The following is an 18,908-nucleotide window of genomic DNA, read 5'->3' as shown; positions in this document are numbered from 1 at the left end:
CCTTCTTCCTCGTGGGAAAACTGATTGCGCTGGAAGGCCTGGACGGCGCCGGCAAGCGAACACTCGTCGGCGCAGTGGTGGCACGCCTCACCGAACAGGGCCTGACGGTCGGCACCCTCGACTTTCCGCGGTACGGCAGGTCCGTGCACGCGGATCTGGCGTCCGAGGCGCTCAAGGGCGCGCACGGCGACCTCAGCGACTCCGTGCACGCGATGGCCGTGTTGTTCGCGCTGGACCGGTCCGGTGCCGTCGGAGAGCTCGGAGAGCTGCTCGCCGGACACGACCTGGTGATCCTCGACCGCTATGTGGCGTCCAACGCCGCGTACGGCGCAGCTCGGTTGCATCAGGGGGCGGACGGGGAGTTCGTGGGCTGGGTGCAGAACCTCGAATTCGAGCGGCTGGGGCTGCCTCGGCCCGACCTGCAGCTGTATCTCGACGTCCCCGTGGCACTCGCCGCGCAACGCGCCCGCGGCCGCGAATCGGCGGATGCGAGCCGGTCGCTGGACGCCTACGAACGCGACCGTGGACTGCAGGAACGCACCGGCGAGGTGTACCGCGAGCTGGCCGTGAAGGACTGGATTTCACCGTGGTGGGTGCTCACCCCGGACACCGATCCGGTCACGCTCGCCGAAAACCTGGCACTCTTGAGTGACGACACGGCACGCCGTGACGAGAAAGAACACGGCACGCCGTAACGGCGAACGGGCTGTTACGGCCTCCGAAGATGCAACGATAGGGACATGAAGCCAAGGATTCTGGTTGTCGACGACGACACTGCGCTCGCGGAGATGCTCACGATCGTCCTCCGCGGCGAAGGATTCGATCCGTATGTGGTGGGGGACGGGACCCAGGCGCTCACCGCGGTCCGGGAGACACGCCCGGACCTCGTGCTGCTCGACCTGATGCTGCCCGGCATGAACGGCATCGACGTGTGCCGCGTCCTGCGGGCCGATTCCGGTGTGCCCATCGTGATGCTGACCGCGAAGACGGACACCGTCGACGTGGTCCTCGGATTGGAATCCGGCGCGGACGACTACATCATGAAGCCGTTCAAGCCGAAGGAGCTGGTGGCGCGGGTTCGGGCACGGCTTCGCCGGACCGAGGACGAGCCGGCCGAGCTGCTCAGCATCGCCGACATCGTCATCGACGTCCCCGCCCACAAGGTGAGCCGGGGCGAAGAACTGATCTCCCTCACCCCCCTCGAGTTCGACCTCCTGGTGGCTCTGGCGCGCAAGCCGCGACAGGTGTTCACCCGTGAGGTCCTGCTCGAGCAGGTGTGGGGTTACCGACATGCAGCCGACACCCGACTGGTCAACGTGCACGTTCAGCGTCTGCGGGCCAAGGTCGAGACTGATCCCGAAAATCCCGAAGTGGTTTTGACGGTCAGGGGGGTCGGCTACAAGGCCGGACCGCCGTGACAGGTGTTTCCCGATGGCGGCGTCGCGTCAACCGACGCGTTTCGCCGATCCTTCGGTGGGGTCACTCACTGAGCAATACCCTCGCGCACACGTGGCGTCGTTCGCTGCAGCTGAGGGTCGTCGTCTCGACGTTGACGTTGTCGCTCATCGTCATCGTCGTGCTCGGCGTCGTGCTGACGAGTCAGATCACCGACCGTCTGCTCGAAACGAAGATCAACGCGGCGACCGAGGAGATGGACCGTGCCCGCAGCACGGTCGAGGGGCAGTTGGCCGGCGCGGACGACAGTAGTTCGCCCACCACCCAGCTCGACGGTGCCCGGGCCGCGCTGACGAACCGGGAGCCCGACGCCGGTCAGGCGTCGGGGTCGGCGGGAACGTTCGACCCCGTGCTGATCGTGCCCGGTGACGGCCCCCGGGCCCCGACGTCCAGCGGTCCGGCGGACCAGATCCCGGAATCGTTGCGGGCGTTCGTCCAGGCCGGTCAGGTTGCCTATCAGTTCGCCACCGTGAACGATCCCGAAGGCTATTCGGGGCCGGCGCTGATCGTCGGGAGCCCGACCGCGTCCGCGATCTCCACGCTCGAGCTGTACCTCGTGTTCCCGCTGGCCAGTGAGGACCGCAGCCTGTCGCTGGTTCGCGGCACGCTGCTGGTGGGTGGTGCGGTGCTCGCCGTGCTGCTCGCGGCCATCGCGCTCCTCGTCGCCCGGCAGGTGGTTCTGCCCATCCGGTCGGCGTCCCGGATCGCGGTGCGCTTCGCCGACGGCCGGCTGAAGGAACGCATGCCCGTGCGCGGCGAGGACGACATGGCCCGGCTGGCGATGTCGTTCAACGAGATGGCCGAGAGCCTCTCGAAACAGATCACCCAGCTCGAGGAGTTCGGAAATCTCCAGAAGAGATTCACCTCCGACGTGAGCCACGAGCTGCGGACCCCGCTGACGACCGTGCGCATGGCGGCCGACCTCATCCACGACGGCAGCGACGACCTCGACCCCGTGCTCCGGCGGTCGTCGGAATTGCTGGTCGCCGAACTCGACCGGTTCGAGGGGTTGCTGGCCGACCTCCTCGAGATCAGCAGGCACGACGCCGGTGTCGCGGAACTGGCCGCCGAGCAACTCGACGTCCGGATGTGTGCGCGTGCGGCGATCTCGACGGTCCGTCACCTCGCGCGCGAGAGCGGGACCGAACTGATCGTGGACCTGCCCGATCAGGCAGTCATGGCCGAGGTGGACCCGCGTCGCGTGGAACGCATTCTGCGGAACCTCCTCGCGAACGCGATCGATCACGGAGAAGGCAAACCGGTGCTGCTGCGCCTGCGCGCCGACGACAGCGCTGCGGCGTTCATCGTGCGCGACCAGGGCGTGGGGCTGCGGCCGGGCGAGGAGAAGCTGGTGTTCAACAGGTTCTGGCGGTCCGACCCGTCGCGTGTGCGACGGTCGGGCGGTACCGGCCTCGGACTCGCGATCAGTGTGGAGGACGCGAATCTCCACGACGGCAGGCTCGAGGCGTGGGGCGAACCCGGCCAAGGCGCCTGCTTCCGGCTGACGCTGCCGCGGGTGCGGGGCCGCAAGGTCGTGTCGAGCCCGCTGCCGTTGAAACCGGGAACCGCGAAATACGTTCAAGGGCAGCCCGTCCCGGGCGACACCACGTTGCCGGTGCGCAACGAGAGCCCGGAGACGGTGGCCGACGAGTCCCGCACGGTTCCCCGGAAGCGCGAGCGAGCGCACGTCGGTGACCGAGACGGTTCGCACCTTCCGGAGCAGGACCTGTGACGCCCGGCCGGCGATCCGCCCTGCTGTCGCGGTCGGTGTGCGGAGCGATCGTCCTGGCGGTGCTCGTGACGGTCAGTGGGTGCGCGAGCCTCCCGGATTCCTCCACACCGCAGGCGATCGGCACGATCAACCGTGACTCGCCGGGATCGAGTGTCGCGGCCCCCGCGCCGGGGCGTGAACCCGACCTGCTGCTCCGCGACTTCTTCAAGGCCAGCACGGACCCGACCGACCGGCATCTGGCGGCCCGCCAATTCCTCACCGCCGGGGTGTCCGGCAGCTGGGACGACGCGGCCAGCGCGACCATCGTCGACAAGGTCGACGTGCTGCCGGAGACCCGGTCCGCCGACAAGGCGACGTACACGATCCGCGCCAACAAGGTGGGGCAGCTCGAGCCCGGCGGACTGTACGTGGCGGAGGAGGGAAGCTTCGAGACGAAGATCAGCCTCGAGCTACTCGACGGGGAGTGGAGGATCTCCGAGCTCCCCGCCGGCGTGATCCTGGACCGGGCACAGTTCCTGAACACCTATCAGCGCAAATCGCTGTACTTCCTGGATCCGGCCGGGACGACGGTCGTGCCGGATCCGCGCTGGGTGTCGGGCGCCCAGGACCAGATGGCGTCGCAGCTGATCGGCCTGCTGATCGACGGGCCGAAGGCCGCCCTCGCCCCGGCCGTGCGCAACGAGCTCGGTGACGGCGTGTCCGTGCGGGGCCCGATCACGAAGGCCGACGGCCGCACCGCGCAGGTGGGGGTGGGGCTCGGCGGCATCCGGATCGATTTCGCCGGCGTGCCGCCCATGGACGCGCAGGCGAAGCAGCTGTTCGCGGCGCAGGTGATCTGGACGCTGGCCAACGCGGAGATCTCGGGCCCGTATGTGCTGCTCGCCGACGGCGAGCCCTTCGACGAGCGGTTCCCGAACGGGTGGACCACCGCGGACGTCGCGTCGATGAATCCGTTCGCGACCTCGAGTGCCACCGTGGGGCTGCACGCGCTGCGTGAGGGGTCGATGGTGAGCGTCACCGAGACTGGCGTCACCCCGGTGCCCGGGTACTTCGGTTCGGCCCGCAACATGCGTTCGCTCGCGCTGTCGCAGGACGGAAAGCTGGTCGCCGCGGTCGCGGACACCGGGCGTCCCGCCCCGGAACCCGCGAGTTCGCTGATGGTCGGCGCATACGAGGACGGTGCCGCGTCGGTGCTCGAAGGCGGCGCGATCACCCGCCCGACATGGGCACCCGACAATTCGGCGATCTGGGCAGCGGTCAACGGCAACACGGTGATTCGGGTGTTGCGCGAGCCCGGAACCGGCCGGACGTCGGTGGTCAACGTCGATGCCGGCGCCGTCACCGCGCTGGGTGCCACGATCACCGAGTTGCGGCTGTCCCGCGACGGGGTGCGCGCGGCGCTGATCGTCGACGGCAAGGTCTACCTCGCGATCGTCACCCAGATGCCGGGCGGTGAGTACGCGTTGACGAATCCCCGTGCGGTCGCGATCGGTCTGGGCAGCCCGGCGCTGTCGCTGGACTGGAGCACGAGCGACACGATCGTCGTCGCGCGCGCGGCCTCGGACATCCCGGTGGTGCAGGTGGCCGTCGACGGCTCGCGGATGGACGCGCTGCCGAGCCGCAACCTGACCGCGCCGGTGGTGGCCGTGGACGCGTCCACGACCACGGAGTTCGTCGCCGACTCCCGCGCGGTGTTCCAGTTGAACAACAACGATCCGGCGGGCGACCGGTACTGGCGGGAGGTCCCCGGATTGACGGGTGTGAAGGCGATCCCGGTCCTGCCGGGCTGAGGCTGTCGGTGCGGTCGCCGATACTGCCCGCATGCGCGCCCTGCCCGGCCTCCGGAGCCTGCTCGACCTGATCCTGCCCGCCGAATGCGGCGGGTGCGGGGTGCCGGGCACTCAGTGGTGTGCCCGCTGCGCCACGGAGTTGGCCGACGATCCCGTGCTGCTCCGGCCCCGCGTGGATCCCGGGGTCGGGGTGTGGGCCCTCGGGCCGTACTCGGGTGCCCGCCGTCGGGCCGTGATCGCCGCGAAGGAACGCGGGCGGCGTGATCTCGCTGCGCCCCTCGGATCCGCCGTCGCGGGCGCCCTGTGCCGTCTGCAGCAGTGGGGTGAACTCGACCCGCCGGACGTGGCCCCGGTGGTTCTGGTGCCGGCCCCGACGCGTCCCCGGGCCGCCCGTGCACGCGGCGGCGACCCCGTCACCCGGATCGCCGTCGCCGCGGTGGGAGGCAGACGCGTGTGCCCCGCGCTCGTGATGCGACACGCCGTGCGCGATTCGGTCGGACTGAGCGCAGATCAACGTCGAGTAAACCTCGAGGGTGGCGTCCGGTTGACGCGCAGCGGTCGCGGATTCGCACGGCATCTCTTGTCGGAATCGGATGCACTGCAACGGGTATCGGTGGTACTGCTGGACGACGTGTCGACCACCGGGGCGACCGCCGCCGAGTCGGTCCGGGTGCTGTCGCGAGTGGGTATCCGAGTGAGCGCGGTGGTCGTCGTGGCGGGTGTCGGATGAAATTCTGCCGAACAGTGGCACTCGCGCGCGTTACGTACTAGCGTCGCGGACACACCCGAAAACACAGGTAGGAGGTGGAACTTCGAACCTGGTGCCGGGCGGACCCCCTTCCGGCATTGCTCAAACTCGCCGCCGCCCATCAAGGGGCGGGGCCGTAATCGGGAGGTACGAGTGACGACCCCTTCGCAAGCCTCGGTTTTCGTCGACGACCGCACAACGGATGCACAAGAGAAGACGGATACCCCCAACGCCGAGATCGTCGTCAAGGGACGCAACGTCGAGGTACCCGACCACTTCCGCGTGTACGTCTCCGAGAAGCTGTCGCGCCTCGAGCGCTTCGATCCCTCCATATTTCTGTTCGATGTCGAACTTCACCACGAACCCAATCGACGCCAGAGGAAAAACTGCCAGCGCGTCGAGATCACTGCCCGAGGCAAGGGGCCGGTAGCCCGAGCCGAGGCATGCGCCGACAGCTTCTATGCAGCATTCGAGTCGGTGACCGCCAAGCTCGAGAGCAGGCTCCGCCGCACCAAGGACCGCAAAAAGGTCCACTACGGGGAAAAGACCCCGGTGTCGGTGGCGGAGGCCACCGCCGCACTCGCCGAGGACGACAGTCTCGGCATCAGTCCCGACATCTCCCTGGACGGTCAGATGCCGGACGAGCACACACCGGGTCATGTCGTGCGTACCAAGGAACACAAGGCCACGCCGATGACCGTCGACGATGCTTTGTACGAGATGGAGCTGGTAGGACACGATTTCTTCCTGTTCCACGACAAGGAGTCGGACAAGGCGACCGTCGTCTACCGGCGGCACGCGTTCGACTACGGATTGATCCGTCTGGCGTGATGTACTCCCGTTCCGCCTGACGATCCGAGCGGTCGGTCTACTCGTCCGATCGCGGAAGCGCCTACCATGGAATCCGGCCGGGGTTCTCGGACCTCCGGCCGGATTTTGTGTGTCACCCATCCACTGCCGAAGATTGAGGACGAACAAGACTGTGCCGTCGCTGTCGCTATCGAAGCTGCTCCGTGTTGGTGAAGGTCGCATGGTCAAGCGGCTCAAGCACATCGCCGACCACGTTTCCTCGCTGTCGCCCGAGGTCGAAGACCTGACCGACGAGCAACTCCGCGCGAAGACCGAGGAGTTCCGCGCCCGCTACCGCGACGGCGAGACGCTCGACGAGCTGCTGCCCGAGGCGTTCGCGGTCGCCCGCGAGGCGTCCTGGCGGGTCATCGACCAGCGGCACTTCCACGTGCAGATCATGGGCGGCGCCGCCCTCCACTTCGGCAACATCGCCGAGATGAAGACGGGTGAGGGCAAGACCCTGACCTGCGTGTTGCCCGCGTACCTCAATGCGATCGCCGGAGACGGCGTGCACGTCGTCACGGTCAACGACTACCTCGCCAAGCGCGACTCCGAGTGGATGGGCCGTGTCCACCGCTTCCTCGGCCTCGACACCAGCGTGATCCTGTCCGGCATGTCGCCGGCCGAGCGTCGCGCAGCCTATGCGGCCGACATTACATACGGCACCAACAACGAGTTCGGGTTCGACTACCTGCGCGACAACATGACGCACTCCCTGGACGATCTCGTCCAGCGCGGTCACAGCTTCGCCGTCGTCGACGAGGTCGACTCCATCCTCATCGACGAGGCCCGGACCCCCCTCATCATCTCCGGTCCCGCCGACGCCTCGAGCAAGTGGTACGCCGAGTTCGCTCGCATCGCGCCGCTGCTCAAGCGGGACGTGCACTATGAGGTCGACATCCGCAAGCGCACCATCGGCGTCCACGAGGCCGGGGTCGAGCTCGTCGAGGACCAGCTCGGCATCGACAACCTGTACGAGGCCGCCAACTCGCCGCTCGTGAGCTACCTGAACAACGCCATCAAGGCCAAGGAGCTCTACACCAAGGACAAGGACTACATCGTCCGCGACGGCGAAGTGATCATCGTCGACGAGTTCACCGGCCGCGTCCTCGTCGGCCGCCGGTACAACGAGGGCATGCACCAGGCGATCGAGGCCAAGGAGAAGGTCGAGATCAAGGCCGAGAACCAGACCCTCGCCACGATCACACTCCAGAACTACTTCCGTCTCTACGACAAGCTGTCGGGCATGACGGGTACGGCCGAGACCGAGGCCGCCGAGCTGCACCAGATCTACAACCTCGGCGTCATCCCGATCCCCACCAACCGGCCGATGGTCCGCGTCGACAACGGCGACCTGATCTACAAGACCGAGGAAGCCAAGTTCGACGCCGTCGTCGACGACGTGGTGGAGCGGCACGAGAAGGGCCAGCCGGTCCTGATCGGCACCACCAGCGTCGAGCGGTCCGAGTACCTGTCGAAGCAGTTCACCAAGCGCGGCGTGGCGCACAACGTGCTGAACGCGAAGTTCCACGAGCAGGAAGCCCAGATCATCGCCGAGGCCGGCAGGTCGGGCGCCGTCACCGTGGCGACCAACATGGCCGGTCGCGGTACCGACGTCGTGCTGGGCGGCAACCCCGACATCATCGCGGACATCGCGCTCCGCAAGCAGGGGCTCGACCCCGTCCACACGCCCGACGACTACGAGGCGGCGTGGGACGACGTCCTCGACCAGGTCAAGGCCGAGGTCAAGGCCGACGCGGACAAGGTTCGTGAGGCGGGCGGACTCTATGTCCTCGGCACCGAGCGGCACGAGTCCCGGCGTATCGACAACCAGTTGCGCGGCCGCTCCGGCCGTCAGGGCGATCCGGGTGAGTCACGGTTCTACCTGTCGCTCGGCGACGAGTTGATGCGACGGTTCAACGGCGCGGCGCTCGAGTCGATCATGACCCGGCTCAACCTGCCCGACGACGTTCCCATCGAGGCGAAGATGGTCTCGAAGGCCATCAAGAGCGCTCAGACGCAGGTCGAGCAGCAGAACTTCGAGATCCGCAAGAACGTCCTCAAGTACGACGAGGTGATGAACCAGCAGCGCACGGTCATCTACAACGAGCGCCGCCAGATCCTCGAAGGCAAGGACATGGAGGGCCAGGTCGAGAAGATGATCACCGACGTGGTCACCGCCTACGTCGACGGCGCCACCGCCGAGGGATACGTCGAGGACTGGGATCTCGAACAACTGTGGACGGCCCTCAAGACGCTGTACCCGGTCGGCGTCGACTACAAGGAACTGGTCGGCGACAGCGACGACGGTGAGACCAACGACATCACCGCCGACGAGCTGCGCGAGACCCTGCTGAAGGACGCACACGACGCCTACGCCCGGCGAGAGGCCGAGATCGACGGTGTCGCCGGCGAGGGATCGATGCGCGAACTGGAGCGACGGGTCCTGCTGAGCGTGCTCGACCGCAAGTGGCGCGAGCACCTCTACGAGATGGACTACCTCAAGGAGGGCATCGGCCTGCGGGCGATGGCCCAGCGTGATCCGCTCGTCGAGTACCAGCGCGAAGGCTTCGACATGTTCGGCGGCATGCTCGAGGGCCTGAAGGAGGAGTCGGTCGGATTCCTGTTCAACCTTCAGGTCGAGGCGGCCGCCCCGCAGGCGGCGCAGGCCCCGGGCGTCAGCGTCACCGCGGCTTCCGCAGCGGCGACGGCGTCGGCCTCGCCCGCTCCGACCGCGCCGCGGCCACTGCCCACCCAGGAGGCGGCGCAGCAGGCGCAGGGCACGGCGGCGCCGTCCGCCCTCCGCGCGAAGGGGCTGGACGACGGCGAGCCCCGCGGGCTCACCTACTCCGGGCCTGCCGAGGACGGCAACGCGCAGCTCAGCCGCCGCGGAGCGGCCGAGTCGGACGATGCCGCCGACGCCGGAACCCGTCGTCAGCGGCGGGAGGCCGCGCGGTCGCAGTCGAAGGGCAAGAAGGCCCCGCGGACCAAGCGCAAGCGCTGACCGCGGGAGTCGATCAGCCGATCACCAGCGAGGTGACGGTCCAGCCCGTGTCGGACTGCTGTTCGACACGGGCTGCGATCACGAAGATCCGCGGTCCCCGGCCGTAGGTGCCGAAGGCCTCGAACGCGCACGGCTCCACCGCGCGCAGGTGTACGCGGACGAGCGTCGCGACACCGAGTCGCCGGGCACGCGACTCCGACAGCGCGAGGGTGCGCACGACGTCGACGAGCGACGGCGTCACCAGCGGCCGCAGTTGCCGCACGTTGCGGCGCCGATCCAGCACTTCGAGGACCAGCCGGAACGCCTGCTCAGTGAATCGCTGGACGTCCGGCGACGGAAGAGGCAGAGTTCCCGGCTGCGTCGCGGCGGTGCGTGGCGACGCCCCCGAGTGGGGCGACGAGCGGTGCCTGCCGCGCCCGGCCGCGTGCCGCCCGCCCGACGGCACCGCCGAACGCCCCGGCAGAGGTGGTGCGGGGACGTCACCGGCGGCCGGCTCGAAGCGCGGCACCCGTGACAGGAACGTGTAGGACTCACTCATTTCTTACCCCCCGGTTTCGGCATGAGACGGCCGTCGTAGCGGTCATACTCGCACGGATCCCGTCGTCGTGTCGCCGAACCGGTGAGCGGACCCTAGGGTGGGGACGTGCGGGGATTGATATTGGACTTCGGAGGAGTTCTCGCGGGTCCCGGTTCGGACATGGACGGCCTGTCGTCCGTCCTCGCCGGTGCCCGGACTCGTGGGGTGCGTACCGCGATCCTCAGTAACGATCCCGGTGGTCCCGGCGCGCAGTGGCTGCGGGAACTCGGTGACGGCCGGCTGGTCGATCAGGTCGTGCTGTCCGGGGATGTCGGTGTCGCCAAACCTGATCCGCGGATCTACCGGCTGACGGCCGACGCGCTCGGTCTGGCCCCGGGGGACTGTATCTTCGTCGACGACCTGTCGGTCAATGTCCGGGGTGCGGTGGCCGTCGGGATGGTGGGTATCCACCACGTCGACGGCGGCGCCACCGCGGACGAGATAGCGATACTTCTCGAGGTCGATCGAGACGGGATGCAAGGGGGACAGGCGCCGACATGGTGACGAGACTGACTACGCAGGACGCGTCGTTCTACTTTCTCGAGGCGAGCAGCACGCCGATGCACGTGGGGTCGCTCGCGATCTTCCGCAAGCCGCGAAACGGGTTGTCCTACGAGGAATTACTGAGCCTCGTCGAAGAACGGCTGAGCCTGGTGCCCCGCTACCGGCAGAAGGTGCGGGAGGTGGCGCTGGGACTGTCGCGGCCGGTGTGGGTGGACGACCAGGACTTCGACATCGAGTACCACGTCCGGCGGTCGGCGCTGCCGAAGCCGGGATCGGATGCCCAGTTGCACGATCTGGTCGCGCGGCTCACGTCGCGGCCGCTCGACAACACGCGACCGCTGTGGGAGATGTACCTGGTGGAGGGGTTGTCGAACAATCGCTTCGCCATCTTCACGAAGTCCCATTCCTCGCTGGTCGACGGCGAGACGGCGCTCGAGATCGGCCAGGTGATCCTGGACCCGGCGAAGACCCGGCGGCCCATGGCCGAGGAACTGTGGATGCCGAGCCCCGCCCCCAGTGAGTCCACCCTCATCGCCGGGGCGCTGGCGGAGATGGTGGCGCGGCCGGGCGAAGGGCTGGCGGCGCTGCGGATGACGTTGGGTGACATGGCGTCTGCGCTCGGCGAGACAGTGCGCGCCGTCGGCAAGGTGGCCGCCGTCGTGCGCACCGCCACGCAGGTGGCGCCGGCGAGTCCGCTGAACGCGACCATTTCCCGCAATCGGCGCTTCGCGGTGGTCAAGACCGAACTGGGTGACTACCGGAAGATCCGCGCGCAGTACGGGTGTGAGGTCAACGACGTCATCCTCGCGGTCGTGTCGGGTGCGATGCGGTACTGGCTGCTCTCCCGCGGCGAGCCGGTGGCCGAGTCGACCACGGTCCGGGCCATGGTCCCGATGTCCGTGTACGCGACGGATCCCGAGGCCGACGACGAGGCGTCACGCCGCGACGAGTGGGCGGATCCGCGGAGCATGGTGTCGTCGTTCCTCATCGACCTGCCGGTCGGGGAACCGAATGCCGTGGTGCGGCTGTCGCACGTGGCGCATGCGATGGAGGCGCACGCGAAGCAGAGTCAGCGGGTCACCGCGGAGACCCTGGTGCGTTTGTCGGGATTCGCGCCGGCCACGCTGCACGCGATGAGTGCCCGTGTCGCGAGCAGTTTCTCGCAGCGAATGTTCAATCTGATGATCACCAACGCGCCGGGTCCGCAGCTGCCGCTGTACGTCGGGGGAGCGCGGATGCTCGAGATGTATCCGGTGTCGCCGCTGCTGAAAAACCAGACTTTGAGCATCGGCCTGACGTCCTACGACGGCAACGTCTACTACGGTTTGAATGCAGACCGTGACGCCATGGCCGACGTGGACGTGGTGGCGGCGCTGCTGTACGAATCTCTCGAGGAGTTGTTGGATGCCAGCCGGTGAGAAGTCCGCGGTGCGAATGACGGGTGCCGCATGACGAGGGTATACGTTCCCGCGACGATCGAGATCCTCCAGCGGCTCCTCACCGACCGGGAGTTCGATCCGATGAGCCGTACCGCGTTCGCCGTCACCCCCACGCTCCGCGAGGCGTACTCGTCGGGCGACGACGAGGAACTGGCCGAGGTCGCGATGGCCGAGGCCGCCCGGGCCTCGCTGCGACTGATCGCGGGCCGGGTGGGGGAGAGCGGGAGCGACGGGGTTCGGTTCCGTCGCGCCGTGGTCGCCGCGGACGTGGACGACGTGACGCCGCGGCCGGACCTCGACGACGCCGTGGTCCGGTTGCCCGGTCCGGTGACGATCGGCACGGTCGCGTCCGTGCACGTGGATCTGGCGGAGGCGGAGCCGGACATCGAGCGGGCCGTGTCGGCGATCGACGAGGCGGATCTCGGGGACCCCGACGCAGAGTTCGTTCTCGGTGACGCGGAGGATCATGTGCTGGCGTGGTACGCCACTCAGGAGCTTCCGTTCCTGCTCGAACTACTCTGACCGGTACGTCCTCTTACCTTGGGGTAACCTACGGTACCGTAACTTGATAACCTACGGTAGCGTAGGTCATGACGGAAAAGGTGGAGGTCGGATGGGTCTGAAGGATTGGATCGAGGCGCCCGCAGCAGCGGTCGTGCCCGCCAAGCGGTCCAAGCTCAATTGGTTGCGTGGCGCGGCGGCACGGCTCACGACGCCGTTGCTGCCCGACGACTACCTGCACCTGGCCAACCCGCTGTGGTCGGCTCGCGAACTGCGTGGACAGATCGTGGAGGTGCGCGCGGAGACCGCGGACTCGGCCACGATCGTCATCAAGCCGGGCTGGGGATTCGATTTCGACTACGAGCCCGGCCAGTACATCGGGATCGGTCTGCACATCGACGGACGCTGGCACTGGCGCTCGTACTCGCTCACCTCGCCGCCGAACTGGGACGACAAGCTCATCTCCATCGCCGTCAAGGCGATGCCCGAGGGATTCCTGTCGAGTCACCTCGTCAACGGTGTGCCCTCGGGGACGATCGTGCGGCTCGCGACCCCCACGGGCAACTTCGCGCTGCCCGACCCGCCGCCGGAGCGGATCCTGTTCCTCACCGCGGGCAGTGGCATCACGCCCGTGATGGCGATGCTGCGCACGATGAACCGGCGCGGTCAGCTTCCCGACGTCTTCCACGTCCACTCGGCGCCCACCGACGCCGACGTGATGTTCGCCGACGAGCTCACCCAGCTCCACGAGGAGCACGACGACTTCCGGTGCAAGATCCAGCTCACCCGCAGTCAGGGCAAGTTCGCGTTGTCCTCGCTCGACGAGGTGTGCCCGGACTGGCGTGAACGGCAGACGTGGGCCTGCGGCCCGCTGCCGATGCTCGACGAGATCGAGACGCTGTGGCGCGACGAGGGCATCGAGAACAAGTTGCACCTCGAGCGGTTCGCCGTCTCCCGCGCGGACACGTCCGGCGAGGGCGGGACCGTGACGTTCGCCAAGGCCGACAAGACCGTGTCGATCGACGGTGCGACCACTCTCCTCGAGGCCGGTGAGAAGGTCGGGGCACTGATGCCGTTCGGCTGCCGGATGGGTATCTGCCAGACCTGTGTCGTGCCGATTCTCGCTGGGCATGCCATCGACCTGAGGTCGGGCAAGCAGCACGCCGAAGGTGACCGAGTCCAGACCTGTATCTCCGCGGCGGCAGGGGACTGCACGCTCGACGCGTAAGCGTGAGCGTGTTGTTCACCTGACTCCGCTATTCTCGGACTCTCACCAGACGGAGGAGCACGGTGGCGATCACCGACATCAAAGAGTTCGCGCATCTGACCGAAGCGGACATCGAATCGCTCGGGCGTGAGTTGGATGCGATCCGGCTCGACGTGGAGGATTCGCGGGGCGTTCGCGACGCCCGCTACATCCGCCGGGCCATCAGGGCGCAACGGCTGTTGGAGCTCGGTGGCCGGCTTGCGTTGTTCGGAAGCCGCTACCGCCCGGCGTGGCTCGCGGGCACCGCGATGCTGTCCCTCTCGAAGATCATCGAGAACATGGAACTCGGCCACAACGTGATGCACGGCCAGTGGGACTGGATGAACGATCCGGAGATCCACTCCATGTCGTGGGAGTGGGATCAGACGGGCCCCTCGGAGCATTGGAAGCGGGCGCACAACTACTCCCACCACACGTTCACCAACATCGTGGGAATGGATTCCGATGTGGGGTTCGGCATCCTCAGGATGACCCGCGACGAGGAGTGGCGGCCGATCAATCTGCTGCAGCCCTTCGCCAACATCATCCTGGCCGCCACGTTCGAGTGGGGGATTGCGCTCCACGACCTCACGTTCGCTGCCGAGCTCGAGGGTGCGGAGAAGGGGCAGCTCAATTCCCAGGCCAACAAGGATTTCGGTCGCAAGATCTTCCGCCAGGTCGGCAAGGACTTCCTCCTGTTCCCGGTGCTCGCGGGGCCGGCGTGGAAGTCGACGCTCACGGCCAATGCCACCGCCAATCTCGTGCGGAATCTGTGGGCCTATGTGGTGATCTTCTGCGGGCACTTCCCGGACGGTGCCGAGAAGTTCACGGTGGACGAATACGAGAACGAGACCCGGCACGAGTGGTATCTCCGGCAGATGCTCGGCAGCGCGAATTTCGATTCCGGCAAGGTCATGGGTTTCATGAGCGGGAACCTCAGCTACCAGATCGAGCATCACCTGTTCCCGGACCTGCCGAGCAACCGGTACCCGGAGATCGCGGTGAAGGTCCGGGCGCTGTGCGAGAAGTACGACCTGCCGTACACCACGGGTTCGCTCGCCAAGCAGTACCTGCTGGCTCTGCGCACGATCCACAAACTCGCGCTGCCCGACCGGTTCCTGCGGGCGACGGCGGACGACGCCCCGGAGACGTCCTCCGAACGCAAGTTCCGTGACGCCCGTGATGCGGGTGCCGCCATGGTCGAGACGTTGCGTACGGATCCCGTCACGGGGCAGCGGCGGGGTCTGCTGTCGGCGTTGCGCGCCCGCGCGGAGGCCAGGATTCCGCGACGCCGACGGTGATTTCACTCACACCTACACTCAGGTAACCTACGGTGTCGTAACTTACGGTACGGTAGGTCGAGTCAGCGCCCACGGGTGTGAACTGTCGACCCAGCCAGGAGGAGGTCCCCCATGGCGATTGCAGACGTCAAGGAATACGCACATCTCACCGAAGCCGACATCGAGTCGCTCGGACGCGAGCTCGATGCGATCCGGCGCGATATCGAAGAGTCCCGCGGGGAGCGTGACGCGCGGTACGTGCGAAACACGATCAGACTGCAGCGTTCCCTCGAAATCGGTGGCCGAGCCGTTCTCTTCGCGAGCAAGCGGCGTCCCGCTTGGCTGGCGGGCACGGCCATGCTTTCGCTGTCGAAGATCATCGAGAACATGGAACTCGGCCACAACGTGATGCACGGCCAGTGGGACTGGATGAACGATCCCGAGATCCACTCCACCTCGTGGGAGTGGGACGTGACGGGTCCGTCCGCTCACTGGAAGCAGACGCACAACTACATTCACCACAAGTACACCAACGTCCTCGGCATGGACGACGACGTGGGATACGGACTGCTGCGCGTCACGCGCGACCAGCGGTGGAAGCCGTTCAACACCGGCAATCTCCTGTACAACACGCTGCTCGCGCTGTTCTTCGAGTACGGAATCGCGGCGCAGCATCTCGAACTCGGCAAGGTCGCCAAGGGGCGCGTGCCGAGCGAGGAGACCCAGCGCAAGCTCCGCGAGGTCGGCGAGAAGGTCGGCAAGCAGATCCTCAAGGACTACGTCATCCACCCCGCGGTCACGGGTCCCGCGTGGAAGAGCACGCTCACCGCCAACATCGCCGCGAACATGATCCGCAACGTGTGGACCAACGCGATCATCTTCTGCGGGCACTTCCCGGACGGCGCCGAGAAGTTCACCAAGGCGGACATCGACAAGGAAACGCAGCCCCAGTGGTACCTGCGGCAGATGCTCGGTAGCGCGAACATCGAGGGCGGCAAGCTGATGGACTTCATGTCCGGCAACCTCAGCTACCAGATCGAGCACCACCTGTTCCCCGACCTGCCGAGCAACCGCTACGCGGAGATCGCTGTGCGGGTGCGGGAACTGTGCGACAAGTACGACCTGCCGTACACGACCGGGCCCTTCCTCGTGCAGTACGGGAAGTCGTGGCGCACCATCGCCAAGCTGTCGCTGCCGAACAAGTATCTCAAGGCGACCGCGGACGACGCACCGGAGACGGCATCGGAGCGCAAGTTCGGTGGAAACACCACGGCGACAATCGATCCCGTGACCGGCCGCCGTCAGGGGCTGAGTACCGCGATCAAGCGCACCCGCAAGCGCCGCGGTCTCCGCGCGCTGCTGTCCCGCTAGAAAGTTCCGCTGGAAAGTTCCGCTACAGACGCGGTTCGTCCCTCACCAGGCTTCGTTGGACGCGATGGCCGTGAGGAGGTGACGGACCGCGTCGACGCGTTTGGCGGCCTTGCCCTCCAGCTGGTCGAGCGCGCATTCCGGGTCCGCGGGCGGGCCGAGGTGGGTACACCCTCTCGGGCAGTCCTCGATGGCCGCGGCCAGATCGGAAAACGCGGCCACCACGTTCTCCGGGGAGATGTGGGCCAGTCCGAACGACCGGATGCCGGGAGTGTCGATCGCCCAGCCGCCCGTCGGAAGCGGCAGTGCGACCGATTGCGTGGACGTGTGCCTGCCCTTGCCGACGCCCGAGACCACGCCCACGGCCCGATCGGCGTCGGGCACGAGGCGGTTGACGAGAGTCGACTTCCCGACCCCCGAATGGCCGATCAGCGCGGTGAGCCGGCCCGACAGCATCGACAGCACCTCGTCGACCGGATCGTCGCGACCGGCCACCACGACGGGAACGTCGAGGTCGGCGAACGCGCTCGCGAACTCCTCGGGCGGCTCGAGATCGCTCTTCGTCAGGCACACGATGGGACTCAGCCCGCCCGCGTACGCGGCGACGAGGGCACGTTCGACGAATCCCGTCCGTGGCGGCGGGTCTGCGAGCGCCACGACGATCAGCAGCTGCTGGGCGTTGGCCACGACGATCCGCTCGTACGGATCGGTGTCGTCGGCGGTGCGTCGCAGCACCGTGGAGCGTTCGGCGACCCGCACGATCCGCGCCAGGGTGTCGGGCTTGCCGGACAGGTCACCGACGACGCTCACCTCGTCGCCCACCACGATGGGCGTGCGACCCAGTTCCCGGGCGCGCATGGTGACGAGGGGACGCTCGGGGTCGCCGCCCAGCACGCAACCCCACCGGCCGCGGTCGACCGAGACGACCATCGCCGACTCCGCGGCGAGGTGTTCCGGCCGGGTCTTCGTGCGCGGGCGCGTTCCTCGGCCCGGGCGCACCCGGACGTCGGACTCGTCGTACTGCCTGCGACTCAGAAGCTCGCCTTCCGCTCGGTGCCCGCGGCTGCGGACAGCATTGTGGCCCACAGGTTCTCGAATCCGGGCAGGGTCTTGGCGGTGGTGCCGACGTCCTCGACCTCGATGCCGTCGACCCGCAGTCCGACGATGGCGCCCGCGGTCGCCATCCGATGGTCGGCGTAGGAGCGCCACGTTCCACCGTGCAGGGCTGCCGGGACGATCGTGAGGCCGTCCTCGGTCTCGGTGACGTTTCCGCCCAGCGAGTTGATCTCGTGTGCGAGTGCGGCCAGCCGGTCGGTCTCGTGGCCGCGCAGGTGCGCGATGCCCCGCAGGTGCGACGGCCCGTCCGCGAGTGCGGCGAGCGCCGCGACGGTCGGGGTGAGTTCGCCCACGTCGTGCAGGTCGATGTCGATGCCGGTCAGCTGCTGCGGACCGCGGACGGTGAGGTCCGCGCCGTCCAGCCGGACGTCCGCGCCCATCGCCAGGAGGATCTCGCGGATCGCGTCTCCGGGTTGCGTCGTCCTGCTCGGCCACAGGGGAACGGTCACCTCGCCGCCGGTGACGGCGGCGGCGGCCAGGAAGGCGGTGGCATTGGACAGGTCGGGTTCGATCGCCCGGTCGACGGCCCGGACGACGCCGGGGCTCACCCGCCACGTGTCGGCCTCCCCGCCCGTCGCCGGGGTCGTGACCTCGACGCCCGACTCGCGCAGCATCTCGACCGTCATGTCGATGTGCGGCATGGACGGGACCGTCTTGCCGTCGTGATGCACGGTGACGCCCTCGTCGAACGCGGCCGCCGACAGCAGCAGCCCGGAGACGAACTGTGACGAGCCGGACGCGTCGATGGTGACCCGCCCACCGCGCAGCGAGCCCGCACCGCGGACCGTGAACGGGAGGGAGTCGCCGTCGATGTCCGCGCCGAGACCGCGCAGCGCGTCGAGGATCGTGTCGAGGGGCCGGGTCCGCGCCTGCTCGTCCCCGTCGAAGTGAACCGTTCCGCTCGCGAGCGCCGCGACCGGAGGAAGGAACCGCATGACGGTCCCGGCCAGGCCGCAGTCGACCGCACCACCCTGGAGCTGTGCGGGGGTGACCCGCAGCGTCGTGTCGGCATCGACCGTCTCGATGCTGATGCCGAGCGTGCGGAGGGCATCGATCATGAGGTCGGTGTCCCGGCTGCGCAGTGCCCCGGTGAGGGTGGACGGACCGTTTGCGAGTGCGGCGAGGATCAGCGCGCGATTGGTGATCGACTTCGATCCGGGAAGGGCGACCGTCGCGACGACGGGCGCTTCGGCACGGGGGGCGTTCCACAGGCTCAGGCTCACGGTCTCCATCTTCGCCTATCGGGCGGGTCGCCGGGCGGGGTGGGCGGCGTGTCGCGGGTGTCGGTGGTTCGTGCCA

Annotated in this window: 16 protein-coding genes; 13 read left to right on the top strand and 3 right to left on the bottom strand. The window is 67.8% G+C overall.

Features of this window, described 5'->3' with window-relative positions; genetic code table 11:
• The first annotated feature begins 11 nt into the window (after positions 1-11).
• The 7 genes from QM693_RS25865 to secA all read left to right on the top strand — a co-directional run bounded on the left by QM693_RS25865 (position 12) and on the right by secA (position 9,578).
• Positions 12-695 carry a dTMP kinase gene (locus QM693_RS25865; RefSeq protein WP_283335213.1) on the top strand — a complete coding sequence of 228 codons (684 nt, stop codon included), beginning with the start codon at positions 12-14 and terminating at the stop codon, positions 693-695.
• 45 nt (positions 696-740) lie between these two features.
• The gene (mtrA, locus tag QM693_RS25860; protein ID WP_005240059.1) at positions 741-1,418 is read left to right on the top strand and encodes an MtrAB system response regulator MtrA; all 678 of its coding nucleotides are present in this window, start codon (positions 741-743) and stop codon (positions 1,416-1,418) included.
• Positions 1,415-3,187, top strand: a complete 1,773-nt coding sequence (gene mtrB / locus QM693_RS25855; RefSeq protein WP_283353761.1) for an MtrAB system histidine kinase MtrB — start codon at positions 1,415-1,417, stop codon at positions 3,185-3,187. Before mtrA ends, mtrB begins: the two co-directional genes overlap by 4 nt.
• Positions 3,184-4,977, top strand: coding sequence for an MtrAB system accessory lipoprotein LpqB (gene lpqB / locus QM693_RS25850; RefSeq protein ID WP_280781629.1), 1,794 nt, complete (start codon positions 3,184-3,186; stop codon positions 4,975-4,977). Before mtrB ends, lpqB begins: the two co-directional genes overlap by 4 nt.
• Before the next feature lie 31 nt (positions 4,978-5,008).
• Positions 5,009-5,707: a ComF family protein gene (locus QM693_RS25845; protein ID WP_283353760.1), complete on the top strand. Its 699-nt coding sequence runs from the start codon at positions 5,009-5,011 to the stop codon at positions 5,705-5,707.
• Positions 5,708-5,878: 171 nt separating this feature from the next.
• Positions 5,879-6,556, top strand: coding sequence for a ribosome hibernation-promoting factor, HPF/YfiA family (gene hpf, locus QM693_RS25840; RefSeq protein ID WP_005259747.1), 678 nt, complete (start codon positions 5,879-5,881; stop codon positions 6,554-6,556).
• Between the two features lie 151 nt (positions 6,557-6,707).
• On the top strand, positions 6,708-9,578 hold the full coding sequence (secA, locus tag QM693_RS25835) for a preprotein translocase subunit SecA (RefSeq protein WP_283353777.1): 2,871 nt from the start codon (positions 6,708-6,710) through the stop codon (positions 9,576-9,578).
• Between the two features lie 13 nt (positions 9,579-9,591).
• On the opposite strand, the gene QM693_RS25830 is transcribed toward secA, so the two are convergent.
• Positions 9,592-10,116, bottom strand: a complete 525-nt coding sequence (locus QM693_RS25830) for an Rv3235 family protein (RefSeq protein WP_283335216.1) — start codon at positions 10,114-10,116, stop codon at positions 9,592-9,594.
• Between the two features lie 105 nt (positions 10,117-10,221).
• On the opposite strand from QM693_RS25830, the gene QM693_RS25825 reads away from it, so the two are divergent.
• The 6 genes from QM693_RS25825 to QM693_RS25800 all read left to right on the top strand — a co-directional run bounded on the left by QM693_RS25825 (position 10,222) and on the right by QM693_RS25800 (position 16,496).
• On the top strand, positions 10,222-10,659 hold the full coding sequence (locus tag QM693_RS25825) for an HAD-IA family hydrolase (RefSeq protein ID WP_037204691.1): 438 nt from the start codon (positions 10,222-10,224) through the stop codon (positions 10,657-10,659).
• Positions 10,653-12,077 carry a WS/DGAT/MGAT family O-acyltransferase gene (locus QM693_RS25820; RefSeq protein ID WP_280781633.1) on the top strand — a complete coding sequence of 475 codons (1,425 nt, stop codon included), beginning with the start codon at positions 10,653-10,655 and terminating at the stop codon, positions 12,075-12,077. The genes QM693_RS25825 and QM693_RS25820 overlap by 7 nt, the downstream gene beginning before the upstream one ends.
• 30 nt (positions 12,078-12,107) lie before the next feature.
• Positions 12,108-12,620 (top strand): DUF6912 family protein, encoded by a 513-nt coding sequence (locus QM693_RS25815; protein WP_283335217.1) that lies wholly within the window; start codon positions 12,108-12,110, stop codon positions 12,618-12,620.
• A 91-nt stretch (positions 12,621-12,711) separates the two neighbouring features.
• A complete protein-coding gene (locus QM693_RS25810) occupies positions 12,712-13,827 on the top strand; it encodes a ferredoxin reductase (protein ID WP_105413165.1) in 1,116 nt (371 codons plus the stop codon).
• Positions 13,828-13,889: 62 nt separating this feature from the next.
• Positions 13,890-15,146: a fatty acid desaturase family protein gene (locus tag QM693_RS25805; protein ID WP_283335218.1), complete on the top strand. Its 1,257-nt coding sequence runs from the start codon at positions 13,890-13,892 to the stop codon at positions 15,144-15,146.
• Between the two features lie 111 nt (positions 15,147-15,257).
• Entirely contained in the window at positions 15,258-16,496 is a 1,239-nt protein-coding gene (locus QM693_RS25800) for a fatty acid desaturase family protein (protein ID WP_105413163.1), read from the top strand.
• Positions 16,497-16,538: 42 nt separating this feature from the next.
• On the opposite strand, the gene rsgA is transcribed toward QM693_RS25800, so the two are convergent.
• A complete protein-coding gene (gene rsgA / locus QM693_RS25795; RefSeq protein ID WP_280781635.1) occupies positions 16,539-17,579 on the bottom strand; it encodes a ribosome small subunit-dependent GTPase A in 1,041 nt (346 codons plus the stop codon).
• On the bottom strand, positions 17,525-18,841 hold the full coding sequence (gene aroA / locus QM693_RS25790; protein WP_283353759.1) for a 3-phosphoshikimate 1-carboxyvinyltransferase: 1,317 nt from the start codon (positions 18,839-18,841) through the stop codon (positions 17,525-17,527). The genes rsgA and aroA overlap by 55 nt, the downstream gene beginning before the upstream one ends.
• Positions 18,842-18,908: the final 67 nt, after the last annotated feature.

The sequence above is a fragment of the Rhodococcus sp. IEGM 1305 genome (genome assembly GCF_030058635.1).
GTDB classification, from domain to species: Bacteria; Actinomycetota; Actinomycetes; order Mycobacteriales; family Mycobacteriaceae; genus Rhodococcus_F; species Rhodococcus_F opacus_D.
Note: the sequence above shows the minus strand (reverse complement) of the source record. Positions and strands in the feature narration are given on the sequence as shown.

Coding starts and splice junctions, on each gene's coding strand:
- QM693_RS25815 (WP_283335217.1), top strand. CDS start 12,108: ATGACGAGGGTATACGTTCCCGCGACGATCGAGATCCTCCAGCGGCTC.
- QM693_RS25810 (WP_105413165.1), top strand. CDS start 12,712: ATGGGTCTGAAGGATTGGATCGAGGCGCCCGCAGCAGCGGTCGTGCCC.
- QM693_RS25845 (WP_283353760.1), top strand. CDS start 5,009: ATGCGCGCCCTGCCCGGCCTCCGGAGCCTGCTCGACCTGATCCTGCCC.
- mtrA (WP_005240059.1), top strand. CDS start 741: ATGAAGCCAAGGATTCTGGTTGTCGACGACGACACTGCGCTCGCGGAG.
- aroA (WP_283353759.1), bottom strand. CDS start 18,841: ATGGAGACCGTGAGCCTGAGCCTGTGGAACGCCCCCCGTGCCGAAGCG.
- QM693_RS25830 (WP_283335216.1), bottom strand. CDS start 10,116: ATGAGTGAGTCCTACACGTTCCTGTCACGGGTGCCGCGCTTCGAGCCG.
- QM693_RS25820 (WP_280781633.1), top strand. CDS start 10,653: ATGGTGACGAGACTGACTACGCAGGACGCGTCGTTCTACTTTCTCGAG.
- QM693_RS25800 (WP_105413163.1), top strand. CDS start 15,258: ATGGCGATTGCAGACGTCAAGGAATACGCACATCTCACCGAAGCCGAC.